Source organism: Solwaraspora sp. WMMA2101 (assembly GCF_049179175.1).
Classification (GTDB): Bacteria; Actinomycetota; Actinomycetes; order Mycobacteriales; family Micromonosporaceae; genus Micromonospora_E.
The window spans coordinates 2,856,718-2,872,691 of sequence record NZ_JBMHMA010000006.1 but is presented as its reverse complement, the minus strand read 5'-3'; the positions used below and the strand labels follow the sequence as shown (position 1 = coordinate 2,872,691).

Annotated in this window: 13 protein-coding genes and 1 tRNA gene; 8 read left to right on the top strand and 6 right to left on the bottom strand. The window is 73.1% G+C overall.

The window, feature by feature from the left end; translation table 11 throughout:
* The first annotated feature begins 71 nt into the window (after positions 1-71).
* A complete protein-coding gene (locus ACN28F_RS13840) occupies positions 72-1,988 on the top strand; it encodes a M48 family metalloprotease (protein WP_421358076.1) in 1,917 nt (638 codons plus the stop codon).
* Positions 1,989-1,996: 8 nt separating this feature from the next.
* Positions 1,997-2,719 carry a hypothetical protein gene (locus tag ACN28F_RS13835; RefSeq protein ID WP_421358074.1) on the top strand — a complete coding sequence of 241 codons (723 nt, stop codon included), beginning with the start codon at positions 1,997-1,999 and terminating at the stop codon, positions 2,717-2,719.
* Between the two features lie 85 nt (positions 2,720-2,804).
* Here ACN28F_RS13835 and ACN28F_RS13830 read toward each other — a convergent pair.
* A tRNA-Pro gene (locus ACN28F_RS13830) sits at positions 2,805-2,881 on the bottom strand.
* A gap of 96 nt (positions 2,882-2,977) precedes the next feature.
* Positions 2,978-3,871 carry a metallophosphoesterase gene (locus tag ACN28F_RS13825; RefSeq protein WP_421358072.1) on the bottom strand — a complete coding sequence of 298 codons (894 nt, stop codon included), beginning with the start codon at positions 3,869-3,871 and terminating at the stop codon, positions 2,978-2,980.
* Positions 3,872-3,896: 25 nt separating this feature from the next.
* On the opposite strand from ACN28F_RS13825, the gene ACN28F_RS13820 reads away from it, so the two are divergent.
* Positions 3,897-4,352: a GatB/YqeY domain-containing protein gene (locus ACN28F_RS13820; protein WP_421358071.1), complete on the top strand. Its 456-nt coding sequence runs from the start codon at positions 3,897-3,899 to the stop codon at positions 4,350-4,352.
* A gap of 70 nt (positions 4,353-4,422) precedes the next feature.
* Here ACN28F_RS13820 and ACN28F_RS13815 read toward each other — a convergent pair whose 3' ends face one another.
* Entirely contained in the window at positions 4,423-6,867 is a 2,445-nt protein-coding gene (locus ACN28F_RS13815) for a transglycosylase domain-containing protein (RefSeq protein WP_421358069.1), read from the bottom strand.
* A gap of 397 nt (positions 6,868-7,264) precedes the next feature.
* On the opposite strand from ACN28F_RS13815, the gene ACN28F_RS13810 reads away from it, so the two are divergent.
* Entirely contained in the window at positions 7,265-7,561 is a 297-nt protein-coding gene (locus ACN28F_RS13810) for a WhiB family transcriptional regulator (RefSeq protein WP_289208349.1), read from the top strand.
* A 19-nt stretch (positions 7,562-7,580) separates the two neighbouring features.
* Here ACN28F_RS13810 and ACN28F_RS13805 read toward each other — a convergent pair whose 3' ends face one another.
* Genes ACN28F_RS13805 through ACN28F_RS13795 form a run of 3 tightly spaced genes read right to left on the bottom strand, consistent with a single transcriptional unit; the run spans position 7,581 to position 10,711 of the window.
* A complete protein-coding gene (locus tag ACN28F_RS13805; RefSeq protein WP_421358066.1) occupies positions 7,581-8,729 on the bottom strand; it encodes an ArsA family ATPase in 1,149 nt (382 codons plus the stop codon).
* Between the two features lie 37 nt (positions 8,730-8,766).
* Entirely contained in the window at positions 8,767-9,777 is a 1,011-nt protein-coding gene (locus tag ACN28F_RS13800; RefSeq protein ID WP_289208347.1) for an ArsA-related P-loop ATPase, read from the bottom strand.
* A 25-nt stretch (positions 9,778-9,802) separates the two neighbouring features.
* The gene (locus ACN28F_RS13795; RefSeq protein ID WP_421358065.1) at positions 9,803-10,711 is read right to left on the bottom strand and encodes a hypothetical protein; all 909 of its coding nucleotides are present in this window, start codon (positions 10,709-10,711) and stop codon (positions 9,803-9,805) included.
* Positions 10,712-10,856: 145 nt separating this feature from the next.
* On the opposite strand from ACN28F_RS13795, the gene ACN28F_RS13790 reads away from it, so the two are divergent.
* The 4 genes from ACN28F_RS13790 to ACN28F_RS13775 all read left to right on the top strand — a co-directional run bounded on the left by ACN28F_RS13790 (position 10,857) and on the right by ACN28F_RS13775 (position 15,921).
* Positions 10,857-11,012, top strand: coding sequence for a hypothetical protein (locus ACN28F_RS13790; RefSeq protein ID WP_282225106.1), 156 nt, complete (start codon positions 10,857-10,859; stop codon positions 11,010-11,012).
* A complete protein-coding gene (locus ACN28F_RS13785; protein ID WP_289208345.1) occupies positions 11,009-11,470 on the top strand; it encodes a RidA family protein in 462 nt (153 codons plus the stop codon). The genes ACN28F_RS13790 and ACN28F_RS13785 overlap by 4 nt, the downstream gene beginning before the upstream one ends.
* 66 nt (positions 11,471-11,536) lie before the next feature.
* A complete protein-coding gene (locus ACN28F_RS13780) occupies positions 11,537-12,307 on the top strand; it encodes an MBL fold metallo-hydrolase (protein ID WP_421358063.1) in 771 nt (256 codons plus the stop codon).
* The gene (locus ACN28F_RS13775) at positions 12,304-15,921 is read left to right on the top strand and encodes an adenylate/guanylate cyclase domain-containing protein (RefSeq protein WP_421358061.1); all 3,618 of its coding nucleotides are present in this window, start codon (positions 12,304-12,306) and stop codon (positions 15,919-15,921) included. Before ACN28F_RS13780 ends, ACN28F_RS13775 begins: the two co-directional genes overlap by 4 nt.
* Positions 15,922-15,974 lie beyond the last annotated feature (53 nt).

Below are 15,974 nucleotides of genomic sequence, written 5' to 3'. Positions count from 1 at the left end.
GAGGCGGGCGGCGACGTGGTGCCGGCGACGGCGGACGCCCGGCCCGGCCCGATCCGTTCGCCGTACCGCCGGTGAGCACCTCCCAGTTCGTCCTGCTCGCCGGCGGGCTGGTCGCCAGCGGCCTGTTCGGCGCCCACTGGCTGCTCGTGCTGCGTCAGCCTCGCTGGTTCGAGGCCCGCCTCGACTGTCTGACCGAGGCGGCGGCGCTCACCGACTCGGCGACCGCCGTGCGACACCTGCTGGACTGCACCGGTCGACTCGACCTCTGGCAGGCGGTGACCCCACTGGCCGGCCCCCTGCTGCTGTTCGCCGCCGCCTGGACCGGATACCGGCTGACGCCGTGGCTGATCGGCGTCCGGTTCGGGGCCGGGCCGGTCCGGTACGGGCCCGACCTGGAGCGGACGTTCACCGAGCTGGTCGACGCCGCCGGGCTGGTCGGCCGGGACCGCCCGCGACTGCGGATCGCCAACTGGCGGTTCCCCGACGACGCACTCACCTACGGCCGGCCCGGCCGGTACCGGGTGCTTTTCGGAGCCCGTCTGGTCCCCGCGACGGCCGACGGCGTGCCGGCCGAGCTGCGTACCGTGCTCGCCCACGAGATCAGCCACCTGGTCAACCGGGACGTGACCCGCACCTACCTGCTGGTCGGCGGTTGGCTGGCGGCGGTACCGCTGGTCGCCCTGCTGGCCGTCGACACGTCCCGGTGGGACGGACTCACCGCCGCCCTGGCCGGCCGGCTGCTGATTGTCGTGGCGGTGCTCGGCTACGCCGTGGTCCAGGTGATCCGCAGCCGGGAGCACGACGCGGACCTGCGGGCGATGCGCCTCACGCCGCCGGTGCTGCCAGCCGCCCAGCGCTGGCAGCCGCTGCATCCCACCGGCCGCCGCCGTGCCGAGCTGCTCGCCGACCCGGCGCCGACGCTGCGCTGGTCGGCGGCGGACACTCTCGTCGGCGGCATCGGCGCCGGACTGATCCTCACCGAACTGCCCATGACCATGGAAGTGCTGCTGCCGACGGCGATGCCGCTGACGTACGCCCTGACCGGCACCGTCGTGGCGGTCCCGCTGATGGGCGTCGTCTGGCTCGGCGCGGTGCGGACCGCCCTGGCCGACCGGGGTCAGCGCCGGGTCACCCGGCTGCTGGCCAGCCCGGTGACCATCGGGCTGGCGCTCGGCGTCGGCCTGCTGTTCGGTTCAGCGACCGCGGCCCGTACCGCCGCAGTCTGGTCCCGGGTCGTCAGCACCGCGCCGCCGCGCGGGAACGCGCTGGCCTGGTGGTCGGCCAGCGGCACCACGGTGGCCGTACTGCTCGCTGTCGCGATGGTGGCGATCTGCGTACTCGGCGTCTGCTGGCTCGCCGGACTCGCCGCCGCAGCGACCGACCGGGCCGGTCCACCTCGCTGGCTGCTCGGCCTCGTCGTGACCAGCCCGGTCTGGGGACTGGCACTGGGCACCTGGTTCCTGGCGGCCAGGTTGGCCGGCGCCGGCCAGAGCGTGCTCGAACTGGCCGCACAGCTACGCGCCGCGCAGCTGCCGGTGATGCTGGCCGGTGCGTCGACCGCCGCCGTCGCGCTGCTCGCGGCGGCGCTGCTGTCCGCAGCCGGTCGAGGTCGCCGACGGTGGCGGCCGAACCGCCGGGCCCTGGGCGCGGTGCTGACCTGCGCCGCTGTGCTGGTCGGCCAACTTGTCCTGGTATCCGGCCAGCTGGCCCTGGTACCCGGTCAGGCGGGGGCCGTAGCCACCCCCGAGATCCGCCCTCGGGCCGAGAACTGGTTCCTGGCGTGCCGGTGGATCAGCCGGGAGCCGAGCGCCCTCGGACCCGCCGCTGACGCCGCGTACCAGCGACAACTCGGCGCATACCTGACGGGGCGCGACGATCCGATGTTGCGCCATGCCGGTGCCGTGCTCAGCGCGGCATCCATCAGCGGCGATGAGCAGGCCGTCGCCGACGCGCGCCGGGCGGTGCTCCGGCGCTGCGAGATCTACTAGGAGGCACGATGTCCCGCAGTCCGTACGCCCGCCCGGGCACGCCACGCCGGCGCGGACCCACCACCGTCGTCGTCTGCGCTGCCACGGTCGTCCTGGCTGTCGCCGGCTGCACCGTCGGCTCACCGGACGTCCCGGTCCGACCACCGGTCGTCCAGCCCACCGGTGACCTGGCCGAGCAGCTGCGTACCGCACTGCTTGTCGCCGACGACCTGACCGCCGATTTCCGACCCACCGAACCCAACATCCCCGACGAGGCGACGCCCACCTCGGACCGGCCGCAGTGCCTGGCGCTGATGAACTCGCTCGAAGTGGATCCGGAGACGGCACCGGGCACCGTCGAGGTCCGCGCCGCATTCGAACGGCCGGAGTACGGCGAACTGACGCAGCACGTGATCCGCTGGTATCCGCAGGACCAGGCAACCGAACGGTTCCGCGACGCCGAGCGGACCCTGCGGGGCTGCGACCGTTTCGAGTTGGTCTACGCCGACGGTTTCACTTTCGTGGAGACGCTGACGCCGGACGTACCCGAGGTGTCCGTGCCGGCCGGGGTCGCCGTCTTCAGCCTGTCGGTGGAGCTGACCGCGGTCAGCGGCACGACCAGAGGGGTGACGGTGCTGATGCAGACCGGCCAGAGGCTGGGGATCGTGACGTTCTACTTCCCCGACCAGGGGCGCACCGACTGGGCTGTGCAGATAGCGAACCTGCTGGCTGAGCGGCTGGCGGCGCAGTGACGGACCGGCCGCGCACTGACCTGTCGGGGAGACGGTGACAGGTATGCGAAGGGCCATGTCGATGTGATCGACATGGCCCTTGACCTGGTCGGGGTGGCCGGATTTGAACCGACGACCTCTTCGTCCCGAACGAAGCGCGCTACCAAACTGCGCCACACCCCGAGGTCCGCTGGGCAATACTAGCCCACCGGCCCGGCGGGGCAAATTCGGTATCCCCGGTGCGCCGCGCGCCCGTTGCCGGGAGGACGGCGCACCTGCTCAGCGGGCGATCAACGTCAGCAGGGTGGCCTCCGGCGGGCAGGCGAACCGTACCGGCGCGGTCGGGTGGGTGCCCAGCCCGGCCGAGACGTGCAGCCAGGAGTCGGTGGCCGGCCACCGGTGCAGGCCCTTGGCCATCGACCGGGGCAGGTCGCAGTTGGTGACCAGGGCACCGACGAACGGCACACAGACCTGCCCGCCGTGGGTGTGCCCGGCGAGCAGCAGGTCGAGCCCGTCGGCGGCCATCTCGTCGAGGACCCGGGGCTCGGGGGAGTGGGTCAGGCCGAGGCTCAGGTCGGCCTCCGGAGACGGCGGGCCGGAGACGGCGGCGTAGTCGTCGCGTTCGATGTGCGGGTCGTCGACGCCGACCGCCTCGATCAGCCGGCCGCCGGCCTTGAACGACGCCCGCCGGTTGTTCAGGTCGTGCCAGCCGGCACCGACCAGCACCTCGCGCAGATCCTCGAACGGCAGGTCCGGGCCGGACCGGTACTCCCGCTCGGGCAGCAGGTAGCTCAGCGGGTTCTTCCACACCGGGCCGGTGTAGTCGTTGGACCCGAAGACGAACGCGCCGGGCAGGTCGAGCAGGGGCTGCAGGGCCCGCAGCGCACCCGGTACGGCGTCCGGGTGGGCCAGGTTGTCGCCGGTGACCACGACCAGGTCCGGGTCCAGCCCGGCCAGCGCCGCCACCCAGGCCTGCTTGCGCCGCTGGTCGGGCATCATGTGCAGGTCGGACAGGTGCAGGATGCGCAGCGGTTCCGCGTCCGGCGCGAGCACCGGCACGTCGAACCGGCGCAGGGTGAACATGTTGCGCTCGATGAGCGAGGCGTACGCCAGGGTGGCGGCGCCGAGGGCCATGGTGCCGGCGGCGAGCCGGAATACGGTGCGCTTTCGCATGCCGACCAGGGTAGTTTGGCCACCCATGAGCACCGTGAAGGACCGCCTGACCGCTGACATGCGGGCCGCGTTGAAGGCCCGCGACGAGCTGACCACGTCCACCCTGCGGATGGCGCTGGCCGCGATCGGCAACGCCGAGGTCGCCGGCAAGGCCAAGCGGGAGCTCTCCGACGACGAGGCGCTGGCCGTGCTGACCAAGGAGGCCAAGAAGCGCCGGGAGGCGGCGGAGGCGTTCGCTGAGGCCGGCCGGGCCGAGCAGGCCGCCAAGGAGCGGGCCGAGGGCGAGGTGCTGGACCGCTACCTGCCCCGCCAGCTCGACGACGAGGCGTTGGCCGGGATCGTCGCCACGGCGTTGGCGCAGGGCGGCTTCACCGGCAAGGCCCAGATGGGCCCGGCGATGAAGGCGGCCCAGGCCGCGGTGGCCGGCCGGGCCGAGGGGGGCCGGGTCGCCGCCGAGGTACGTCGCCAGCTCGGGCTCTGAGCGTCAGCTGACGCCGAAGGGGCGGGCACCGGTGTTCGGTGCTCGCCCCTTCGGCGTGGGTGACTGTCGGTCAGTCGTCCGGGTTGCCCGGGTTGCCGGGGCGGCCGGGAGGACCGCCGGGTCCGTTGCCGGGACCGTCTCCGTTGCCGGGGCTGGGCTGGGCGCCCTGGCCGTTGCTGACCCGGATGATCACCGCACCGCCCTTGATTGTCCGGCCGCTCGGGCTGGTGCCGGCGGCGGTGCCGGCCGGGCAGGTGGAGTCGACCGCGCCGGAGCGGTCCACCTCGACCTGGAAGCCGGCACCGGACAGCCGCGACCGGGCGTTGTCGATCGACTGGCAGGCCACGTCCGGGATGGAGCGCTGCTCACCGCGGACCACCTTGCCACTCGGCGGGGTGAACTGCTTCTTCTCCTTGCCCTTCATCGCGTCGCGCAGCGTCTCGTAGACCGCCGGGTTGACGATGTCGTGCTTCATCTTGGCGTTGGTGTCGGCCCAGTCCGGGTCGGCCAGCACCCCGGCGACCGCGAGCTGCTTGGTGGTGACCACCATCGTGGCGGTCTTCTCCGCGTCGGTGGTGCCGGTCTTGCCGGCCACCGGGTGGCCGACGGCGCTGCGGACGCCGCCCGCCGTGGCGCCGCGGCACCGGGTGGTGCTGGACCGGTCGCCGACCGGGCAGCGGGCGGCGTCGATCGCGGCCCGGGCCACCTCGGCGGAGACCGCCTGCTTGCACTGCGGCTTGGCGATGTCCAGGCTGTTGCCGTCCTGGTCGCGGATCTCCTGCACCGGCAGCGGCTTGCAGTACTTGCCGTCGGCGGCGAGGGTGGCGTATGCGTTGGCCATCTCCATCGGCGTCGTGTTGGACACGCCGAGGGTGAAGGCACCCCACTGGTTGGCGCTCTCCGGGTCGCCGGCGAACTTGGCGTCGTTGGCCGACCGGAAGGTGATGCCGAGGCGTTGTGCCACGTCGATCGCGGCGGCGGCGCCGACCTGCTCCTGCAGCGGGATGAAGTACGTGTTGACCGAGGAGCCGAAGGCGCTCCACATGTCGTGTACGCCGTTCATGCTGGCACTGGCGTTCTTCGGGCAGTACTTGTTGGTGCCCGCGCAGGCGGCCGGGCTGCCCCGCTCGACGATGTACTTCGACTCGTACGGGCTCTTCGCGTTGATCGTGTACTCCAGCGGGTAGCCCTTCTCCAGGGCCGCCACCAGCGGGAAGATCTTGAACGTCGAGCCGAACTGGTAGCCGGTGATGTCACCACCGCCGGTGAGCAGCGGGTTGGTGGTGTTCGGGTAGGTGCCCCGGATGCCCTTGTCGGCCTTCTTCGGGTCGCTGGAGATCTTGTTCTGCGGGTTGTCCGGGTCGTCGAGCTTGTAGTTGCGGTTGACCGCCATGCCGCGCACGTACCCGGTCCCCGGCTCGACGGCCGCGACCATCAGCGCGTTCTTGCTGCCGGTCTTCAGCGCGTCCTCGACGGCCTTCTTCGCCGACTCCTGGGTCTGCACGTCCAGGCTGGTGACGATGTGGTAGCCGCCGCTCTTGAGTCGCCGCTCCCGGTCGTACGCGGTGGCGCCGAACGTCTCCTGCTCCAGCCACCAGCGGTAGAAGTAGTCGCAGAAGAAGCCCCAGTGGTTCTTGTTGGCGGCGACGCAGCCGTTCGGCGCGCGCTTGCCGTTGACGACCAGCTCGACGGCCTTGGCCGCGTCGGCCTCCTCCTTGGTGATCGCCCCGGTCTGCACCATGTTGTCGATCACGTAGTTGCGCCGGTCGACCGCCTGCGGGTAGCCGCCGGGCGTGGTCGGGTCGAACGCGGTCGGTGCCTTGACCAGGCCGGCCAGCAGCGCGGCCTCGTCGATGGTGAGGTCCGCCGGCTGCTTGCTGAAGTAGACCTGGCTGGCCGCGAAGACGCCGTACGCACCGTTGCCGAAGGGGGCGATGTTGAGGTAGCGCTCGAGCAGCTCGTCCTTGGACATCTCCTTGGTGAGCTGCATCGCGTACTTCATTTCGCGCAGCTTGCGGGCGTTGGTGTCCTCGGTGGCGGCGATGACGTCCTCGGGGTGGGTCGCCGAGTAGGCGATGGCCAGCCGGACGTACTGCATGGTCAGCGTCGAGGCACCCTGGGTGGTCTCGCCGGCGCCCTGGTTGGCGACGAAGGCCCGGGCGACACCCTTGACGTCGACGCCGTTGTGCTCGTAGAAGTTGTGGTCCTCGGCAGCGATGATCGCGGCCCGCATCAGCGGCGAGACGTCCTTGAGCGGTACGTCGCGGCGGTTCTCGTCGTACATCGCGGCGAGCATCGTCTTGCCGTCGGAGGCGTACAGGTAGCTGATCTGCGGCGCCCGCTTGACGGTCAGCTCGCTCGGCAGCTTGTCGAAGGTCTCCGCGCCCGCCTTGGCGGCCAGCCCTGACATCGCCACTGCGGGGAACGCCGCGGCGGCGACAACCACGCCGGCCAGCAGCCCACAGATCAGCAGCGATGCGGCGTTGGTCAGAAGGTTGTGGTCTCGCTTCCGCATCCAGGTCACCCAGTCAGGGTACGTGAGGTACTGAAGTGGCCGCCGGTTGGCGTACCGGTGCATTTCCTGCCGGCGTCGGCCTCGTTGTGCTTAACGCAGAGACCCGTCACCCGGTTGTGGTCTCGCCGCCCAGTTTCCTCCGGGAAGGCGTCGGCGGTGGGTTTCCCGCTTTCCGGCTCGGGTACCCCTGCCCGGTACTGCGCCTGACAAGTACGGGTGTGTCCGGATAAGTGGATTTCATCAATAACGTTGCGTAATCATCCGACTACCTATGATGATGGTCCGGCGAGGATCGCACGGCCCGCCGTGCTGCGGGGGAAAGCAGCGCGGGTACGGCCGGGCTTGCCGACTGACTCCACCGGTTGGAAGCGGAAATTGCTAGGGGGGACGAGGAACGATGGGCATGATCGCTGATTGGCCCAGCCTGGCGGCATGCCAGAGCGGAGACCCGGACGCACTGTTCGTACAGGGCGCCGAGCAGAATGTGGCGAAGCGCGTCTGCCGGGGCTGCCCCGTGCGGTACGAATGCCTGGCCGACGCGCTCGACAACCGGATCGAGTTCGGAGTCTGGGGCGGCATGACCGAACGGGAACGGCGTGCCCTGCTGCGCCGGCACCCACAGGTGGTGAGCTGGCGCAAGATGTTCGAAGCCGCCATGCGCGACCGCGACAAGGTGCTCGTCAGCACCAAGTGACCCGGACCGCCCGGCTGACTCAGCCGCCCTGGCTGATCGCCTGACCGATCGTCCGTAGCCCGTCGACGTCGTGCACGTCGGCGGGCTGCGCCCGGACCGTCGCCACCGGCACCTGCGGGTAGGCGTCGGTGAACACCGTCGCCACCTGCCGCTCCCGGGCCGACTGCTGGGCCAGGGCCGCATGCACCCGCAGCACCTCGGCGGTGGCCGGATGCGCCCCGCCGCGGTCCAGGTCGCGGGCGGCGGCCAGGGACCGCTCCGCCGACAACTCCGTCGCCGGCTCGTGCACCCGGTTGAGCACCAGACCGGCCAACGGCATCCGCTCCGCCCCCAGCCGGCCGGCGAAGTACGCCGCCTCCCGAACCGCGTCCGGCTCCGGCGCCGCGACCAGCAGGAACGCCGTCTCGTCGGCCTGCAGGACCCGGTACGTCTGCTCGGCCCGCTGCCGGAACCCGCCGAACATCGAGTCCAACGCCGCCACGAAACCGGACAGGTCACTGAGCAACTGCGCGCCGAGGATCTTCTGCACCACCCGGGAGAACATCCCGAACGACGCCGTGACCAGGCTGAACATGCTCCGACCGCCGGCCCGCGCCGGGGCCAGCAGCAGCCGCAGCATCCGCCCGTCCAGGAACCGCGACAACCGGGCCGGCGCGTCGAGGAAGTCCAACGCCGAACGCGACGGCGGGGTGTCCACCACGATCAGGTCCCACTCGCCACCGGCGTGCAGCTGACCCAGCTTCTCCATCGCCATGTACTCCTGCGTACCGGCGAACGTCGAACTCATCGCCTGGTAGAACGGATTGGCGAAGATGTCGGCGGCCTTGTCCGCGTCGGTGTGGGCGAGCACCACCTCGTCGAAGGTGCGCTTCATGTCCAGCATCATCGCGTGCAACTCGCCGCCGCTGGCTTCCGCGTCGATCCCCTTGACCTGCCGGGGCGTGTTGTCCAGCTCGGTCAGGCCCAGCGACTGGGCGAGCCGACGGGCCGGGTCGATGGTGAGCACCACCGTACGGCGGCCGTGCCGTTCGGCGGCGCGCAGCGCCAGCGCCGCGGCGGTCGTCGTCTTGCCCACCCCGCCGGCACCGCAGCAGACCACGATCCGTACGCCCGGATCGGCCAGGATCCGGTCGACGTCCAGCGGTGGCGCTGCGTGATCAGTTGGCACCAGTCGAGCGTATCGGGGCCCGACCGTGATCCGCTGATCAAGTCGCTGTGAGGTCGCTTCCAGCCGCCGCCTGACCCTGGGCGAGTAGTGCCGTGGCGAGCAGGTCGAGTCCGGCCCGGGTGACGCCGTCCGGAAGCAGCGGCAACGTCACGATCGGCCGACCCAGCTCGATCAGGTCGGTCTGCAACGACTCCTCCAACGCCCGGCGGGTCAGATGCTCCTGGGCCTCGGTCTGCAGGGCGGCGACCGTGGCCCGGTCGACCGGCAGCCCGGCGGCGGCCAGCCCACGCCGCAGCTGCGCCTGACTCACCGACCCGCCCCGCAGCAGCGGCGGGCGGGCCGCGTTGACGATGACGTTGCCCACCGGAATGCCCAGGCTGGTGAGCTCGGCGACCGCGTCGACCGTCTCCTGGACCGGCATCTCCTCCAACAGCGTCACCACGTGCACCGCGGTGATCGGGGACCGCAGCAGCGCCGCCACGCCTTCGCTCTGGGACTTGATCGGGCCGACCTTGGCCAGCCGGGCGGTCTCCGCGGTCACGTTGAGAAACCGCCCGATCCGGCCGGTCGGAGGCGCGTCGAGCACCACCGCGTCGTACACCCGGTGGTGGTCCACCATCCGGGTGGTGGCCTCCTTCACCTTGCCGGTGAGCAGCACGTCGCGCAGGCCCGGCGCGATCGTGGTGGCGAAGTCGATCGCGCCGAAGCGGCGCAGCGCCCGGCCGGCCGCCCCCAGCTTGTAGAACATGTCGAGGTACTCCAGCAGGGCTTCCTCGGCGTCGACCGCCAGGGCACGCACCTCACCGCCAGCGGCCGAGGCCGCGATCCGCCGCTCCTGGTACGGCAGGGGTGCGATGCCGAACAGTTGGGCGACCCCCTGCCGGCCCTCGACCTCGGCCAGCAGGGTCCGCCGGCCGGCCCCGGCCAACGCCAGCGCCAGCGCGGCGGCGACGCTGGTCTTGCCGGTGCCGCCCTTGCCGGTGACCACGTGCAGTCGCGACGGCCAGCCCGGCACCGCCGACCCCGGTGACTGTTCGAATACCCCCACGTGCAACCAGACTAGTCAGTCCGGCTCAGTTGACGTCGCAGACGAACCAGCCCGACTTCTGCACCACCACGAAGTCGAGCTCCTGCTCGGCGCTGCGCTCGTCCTCGGTGACCATCCGTACGGTGACCGAGACGAGGGCCCGTTCCTCGTTCTGCTCGTCGATCGTCGGCACGTTCCACTCGAACTGGGGGTTGCGGTACGTCGAGGAGTAACCCTCGATCTCCTCTACCTTGTCGATCAGCGCGGTCTCGTCGCGGGCCTCGCGGCAGACCAGGTCGGCGGCGGCGGTGACGTCCCGCTCGGTGTAGACGGCCTCGAGGAACTCGTCGACCGCAGCGACCGGCTCGGCGGCGCCCCCGCCGGTCTCCAGGTTGTTGATCACGAGGAAGGCGGCGAGTCCACCGCCGCCGCAGAGCAGCAGCACCACCCCGAGCACGATCGAGGTGATCAGCAGACCGCGTCGGCGGCCCGCCCCCGGCGCGGCCGGCGACCCGGGTGCCATCGGCACCGGCTGGCCGGGTGCCGGCGGGAAGCCGGCGGGCCCCGGTGGACCACCTGCGTATCCCGGCGACGTTGGCTGCCCGGGTGGCGGCGGCGCACCGAACGGCTGGCCGGGCGAGGGTGCCGCACCGAACGGCTGGCCGGGCGGCGGCGTCGGGGCGGCGAACGGCTGCCCGGGCGGTGGCGGGGCGAACGCTGGCGGCGCGGAGGACGGCGGTCCGGCGGGTGCCGGTGGGCCGGCGGGCGGCGGGGCGAACACCGGCGGGTCCGGCCGCTGCCAGGGCGGCGGCGGAAGCGGCTGACCGCCAGCCGGCGGGGTCGACCCGGCTGGTGCCTGCGCAGCCGGCGGCGAGGCCGGCGGGGTCTGCGGCGGCTGGGCGTCCGGCTGCGGGGCGTCCGGCTGCGGGGTGCCGCCGCTGGGCGGTTGCGTCATCCTCATCCCCTGGTGTCGTTGCGGGCGGCGGGATCGTCGTCACCCGACGGTGACAGGGTAGCCGCCCGTCGCACCCGGAGCACCGCGCCGTCAGGTGGCCGTAGGCTGTGCCCGTACCCGAGGAGAACTGAGGAGCCCTACCGCGATGCAGAAGTGGGAGTACGTCACCGTGCCACTGCTGGTGCATGCCACCAAGCAGATTCTCGACAACTGGGGCGACGACGGCTGGGAACTGGTCGCCGTGGTGCCCGGACCCAACCCGGACCAGTTGGTGGCGTACATGAAGCGGCCGAAGGCATGAGCGCCGACCCGTACGGCCGGCTCGCCGATCTGGGGCTGAGCCTGCCCACGGTCGTGCCGCCGGTGGCCGCCTACGTCCCGGCGGTCCGTTCCGGCCAGCACGTCTACGTCTCCGGGCAGCTGCCGATGGCCGACGGCGCGTTGCTCGCGGTCGGCAAGGTCGGCGCCGAGGTGACCCCGGAGGAGGCCAAGGCGCTGGCCCACCAGTGCGCGTTGAACGCCCTCGCCGCGATCGAGCAGCTGGTCGGCCTCGGCGCGGTCACCCGGATCGTCAAGGTCACCGGCTTCGTGGCGTCGGCCGCCGGCTTCACCGGCCAGCCTGCGGTGATCAACGGGGCGTCGGAGCTGTTCGGTGAGGTCTTCGGCGAGGCCGGCCGGCACGCGCGCAGCGCGGTCGGGGTCGCCGAGCTGCCGCTCGGCGCACCGGTCGAGGTGGAGATCATCGTCGAGGTGTCCTGACCCGGCGGGGCCGGTCGACACGAGGAAGTCTCGGCGAAGTCACGCTGCGGTCGTACGATCGCAGCCATGACCTCGCACGTCACCGCCCCCGCCACGGCACTGGCCGACCAGCTGCCGGGCTGGGTGCGCCTGCTGCGGGCACCCAACCCGGGGCCGATGACGCTCGACGGCACCAACACCTGGGTGCTGCGCCAGCCGGGGCGGCCCTTCGGCGTCCTGGTCGACCCCGGCCCGGCGCACGCCGGGCACCTGGACCGGATCGTCGCCGCCGGCCCGTACGCGGCGGTCCTGCTCACCCACGGCCACCCGGACCATGTCGAGGCGGTCCCGACGCTCGCCGGGCGGGTCGACGCCCCGGTGCAGCACGCGGTCGCGGACGGGACGACCCTGCGCGTCGGCGGCCTGACGGTCACCGCGCTGGCCACCCCGGGGCACACCGGGGACTCGGTCTGCTTCCTGGTCGCCGACACCGACGGGCAGCGGGTGATCCTCACCGGCGACACCATCCTCGGGCGCGGCACCACCGTGGTCGCCTGGCCCGACGGTGACCTCGGCGACTACCTGACCAGCCTGGAGCGGCTGGCCGCGTACGACGGGGTGCCCGCGCTGCCGGGGCACGGCCCGGCGCTGGTCGACTGCGCCGCCGCCGCCCGGTTCTACCTGGCCCACCGGCAGGCCCGGCTCGACCAGGTCCGGCAGGTCGTGGCCGCCGGCGTGACGGACCCGGCCGCCGTCGTGGCCGAGGTCTACGCCGACGTCGACCGGGCGCTGTGGCCGGCCGCCGAATGGTCGGTACGGGCACAGCTGGCCTACCTGCAGCGGTCGGACCCGCAGTGACCTGCGCGGTCTGCGGCACCGTCCCGGTGCCCGGTGCCCGGTTCTGCCACAACTGCGGTGCGGCGCTGCCGGCCGCCGCGTTCCTGCCGGCCGCCGAACGCCGGGTGGTCACGGTGCTCTTCGGTGACCTGTCCGACTTCACCTCCTGGTCGGAGGATCTCGACCCGGAGCGGGTCGGCGCGGTGACCGACCGGGTGCTGGCCGCCCTGGCCGGGGCGGTCAAGACCTTCGGCGGGCACGTCGACAAGCTGACCGGTGACGGGATCATGGCGGTCTTCGGCGCCCCGGTGGCGCACGAGGACGACGCCGAACGCGCCGTCCGGGCCGCGTTGAGCATGCAGCGCGCGGTGCGGCGGGTCCTCGACGACGAACGCGGTGGCGGGGCCCCGCTCGGCCTGCGGGTCGGGCTGAACACGGGCGACGTGGTGGCCGGCATCCAGGCGGCCATCGAGTACACGGTGATCGGCGACACGGTCAACACCGCCGCCCGGCTGGCCGACGCCGCCGCGATCGGCGCGGTGTACGCCGGTGCCAGCACCGAGACCGCGACCCGGCACGTGGCGGCCTGGCGGCGGCTGCGTCCGCTGCGGCTCAAGGGCAAACGGGCCCCGGTCGAGGCGTACGAACTGCTCGGCCTGCACGACGCGCCCGGCACCCGGTCCGGCATCGGCGACCAGGCACCGTTCGTCGGCCGGGAGGCCGAGGTGGGCCGGCTGGCCGGCCGGCTCACCGAGGTGATCGACAACGGCGAGCCCCGGGTGCTGGTGCTGACGGCGGAGGCCGGCATCGGCAAGTCCCGGTTCGCCGCCGAGGTCGAGCGGTACGCGGCCGGCTACGACGTCGGCACCGGCCGGTACGCCGCCCCGACCGGTGCCCGGGTGCTGTCGGTGCGCTGCGCGGCGTTCGGCGAGCGCCGACGGCTGGCACCGCTGGCGGACCTGGTGCGGATCGCGGCCGGGTTGCCCCGGGACGGGTCCACCGCCGTCACCCGGGCCGTCGTCGAGGAGCGGCTGCGCCGGCTCGGCCACCGGCTGACCCGGCTCTCCCCGCAGCCGCCGACGATCGCCGTCGACCTGCTGCTGAACCTGCTCGGGTACGCCGACCCGCCGACCGCCCACCCGTCGTCGGGGCCGGCGGACCTGACCGCCGAGGCCCCGGTGCTCGACGCGGAGGCGATCCCCGGCGCGGTCGCCGACCTGCTCAGCGCGTTGGCCCGGGAGACGCCGCTGCTGGTCGTCGTCGACGACCTGCACGACGCCCTGCCGGAGACGGTCGAGGCACTCGGCGAGACGCTGTCGCGGCTCACCGGCCCGGTGCTGGTGCTGCTGCTGGGCCGCCCCGAGCTGGTCCGCACCACCGCCGGCGCGCTGAACCGGGTCGCCGACGCCGAGGTGCACGCGTTGCCGCCGTTGCGCGGTGCCGACGCGGCCCGGCTGCTCACCTCGTACCTCAGCGGTGGCCGGTTGCCGCAGCCGGACGTGGACCGGCTGCTGGCCACCGCCCAGGGCAACCCGTTCTACCTGGCGGAACTGGTCACCCTGCTGATCGAGCGGGGGGCGCTGACCCGGACCGGCCCGGTGCCCGGCGACGGGGCCGTCGACGACGTGGACTGGCGGCTGGTACCGGGCTCGCTGAGCAGCCGGCTACTCTCCCGGGACCTGGCGGCGGTGCTGGCCGCCCGGATCGACGCGCTGCCGGCCGACGCGCGGTCGGTGCTGCGGGACGCGTCGGTGGTCGGTGACGTCGTGCCGGAGGGCACCCTGGAGGCGTTGCGGGACCGCCGCGACGGTCGCCCTGCGGCGGTGGTCGCCGTGGAGTTGGCCCGCGCCGTCGAGGAGCTGCTGCAGCGCCGGATGCTGCGGCGGACCCGGACCGGGTACGCATTTCCGACCCCGCTGATGCGGGAGGCGGCGTACGCCGGCATCGGTAAGGCGGACCTGGCCGAGCGGCACGCCTGCCTGGCCCGGTGGGCCGACACAGTGGAAAGCCTGGCGCTGCGGGACGCCTTCATCGCCGAGCACGCCGAGCGGGCGGTCGGGCTCGCCGAGGCGGTGGGTCTGCGACCGGACGCACCGGCCCGTACGGTGGCGGCGATCGGGGTGGCCGCGCTGGGCCGGGCGGCCCGCAAGGCGATCGCCGGTGGCGAGCCGCAGCTGGCCGTCGAGTACGCCGAGCGGGCGACCACGTTGGGCGGCGAGTCGGTGCCCGCCGCCGACCGGCTGGTGTACACGCGGGCACTGCTACAGACCGGCCGGGCGGCGGACGCCCTCGCCGACGCGGAGAAGGTGCTCGCCAACGCGGCCGACGACGCGACCGCCCGGACCGGTGCGCTGCTGGTGGCCGGGCGGGCCCACCGGGCGCTGGGTGACTCGACCCGGGCGACGGCGACGTGGCGGGAAGCGCTGCAGGTGGCCACCGAGGTGGGGCTGCCCGCCGAGCGGGCCGAGGCGATGCGCCGGCTCGGCATGGCCGACTTCCTGGCCGGCCGGCTCAGTCGGGCGAGCAGCCGGTTCGCCGCCGCGTACCAGGTCAACCTGGCCGCCGGCGACCTGCGCGGGCAGGCGTGGTCGCTGCAGAGCCTGGCCTGGGTGACCACGACCCGGGGTGACTTCGCCGGGGCCGACGCGGTGTTGGGCCGGGCGGCCCGGCTCTTCGCCGAGCTCGACGATCCGGTTGGTCGGGCGTGGCTGCGCGGGACGACGGCGTTCGCCCGGTTGCTCTCCGGCCGGTTGGCCGACGCTCGGCGGCTGGCGCAGGTGTTCCTGCCGTTCGGTGAGCGGGTGGGGGAGGCGTGGGCGGTCGGCACGTTGCGGGCGGTCGAGGCGTTCGCGGCGGCCGAGCTGGGTGAGCTCGCCGAGGCGGACCAGTCGGCGCGTCGGGCGTACCGCGACTTCGACAGCGCGGCCGACGACTGGGGCCGGGGTTTCGCGCTGCTGGCCCGTGGCGCGGTCGCCCGTGGGCTGGGTGAGCGCGACCATGCCGTCGACCTGTTGTCCGACGCGTTGGCGCAGGGTGAACGGATCGACCATCCGCTGCTGATCGCGATGGCCGGCACGTTGTGCGGGTTCGTCGCGCTGGAACGCGGTGAGATCGACGAGGCGCAGCGGCTGGCCCAGTCGGTGCTGACCTCGGTGGAGCCGCACAATCCGTTGGCGGCGGTCCAGGTGGCGCCCCGGGTGCTGCTCGCGTCGGCACGGCTGGCGGCGGGGGACGCGGCGACCGCAGTGGGCCTGCTGGCACCGATCGCGACCGCCGCCGGCAGCCCTGCGGTGCTGTTCTCCCGGCGGCAGGCGTTGGCCCGGTACGCCTCCGCGCTGCTCGCCGACGGGCAGCCGGAGGCGGCGTTGCACTGGGCGCGTCGGGCGTTGCACGCCGCCGCCGAGGACGTCCGGAGCCGGGTGATCGCGCTCGGCGTCCTGGCCACCGCGTTGGCGGCCACCGGCGACGGTACGGCGGCCCGGCTGGCCGCCGATCAGGCGGTGACCCTCGCCTACGCGACCGAGCAGGTCAGCGAACGGGCCACCGCCGAGCAGATCCGGTCGGCAGTGGACGGTACACCCGGTGCCGAGCGGTCACCGGACCCGACGATGTGGGTCGGACCGAGCGGTAGCTAGCCTGAAGCCACAGTGTCCCGCCAGGGGGTCACTGTGGCCGGAAGGACCCCCCT

Bases quoted from the DNA above. Each gene is read 5' to 3' on its own strand.
- ACN28F_RS13825 (WP_421358072.1), bottom strand. From the start codon at position 3,871: ATGCGAAAGCGCACCGTATTCCGGCTCGCCGCCGGCACCATGGCCCTC.
- ACN28F_RS13820 (WP_421358071.1), top strand. From the start codon at position 3,897: ATGAGCACCGTGAAGGACCGCCTGACCGCTGACATGCGGGCCGCGTTG.
- ACN28F_RS13780 (WP_421358063.1), top strand. From the start codon at position 11,537: ATGACCTCGCACGTCACCGCCCCCGCCACGGCACTGGCCGACCAGCTG.
- ACN28F_RS13815 (WP_421358069.1), bottom strand. From the start codon at position 6,867: ATGCGGAAGCGAGACCACAACCTTCTGACCAACGCCGCATCGCTGCTG.
- ACN28F_RS13795 (WP_421358065.1), bottom strand. From the start codon at position 10,711: ATGACGCAACCGCCCAGCGGCGGCACCCCGCAGCCGGACGCCCCGCAG.
- ACN28F_RS13785 (WP_289208345.1), top strand. From the start codon at position 11,009: ATGAGCGCCGACCCGTACGGCCGGCTCGCCGATCTGGGGCTGAGCCTG.
- ACN28F_RS13790 (WP_282225106.1), top strand. From the start codon at position 10,857: ATGCAGAAGTGGGAGTACGTCACCGTGCCACTGCTGGTGCATGCCACC.
- ACN28F_RS13835 (WP_421358074.1), top strand. From the start codon at position 1,997: ATGTCCCGCAGTCCGTACGCCCGCCCGGGCACGCCACGCCGGCGCGGA.
- ACN28F_RS13810 (WP_289208349.1), top strand. From the start codon at position 7,265: ATGGGCATGATCGCTGATTGGCCCAGCCTGGCGGCATGCCAGAGCGGA.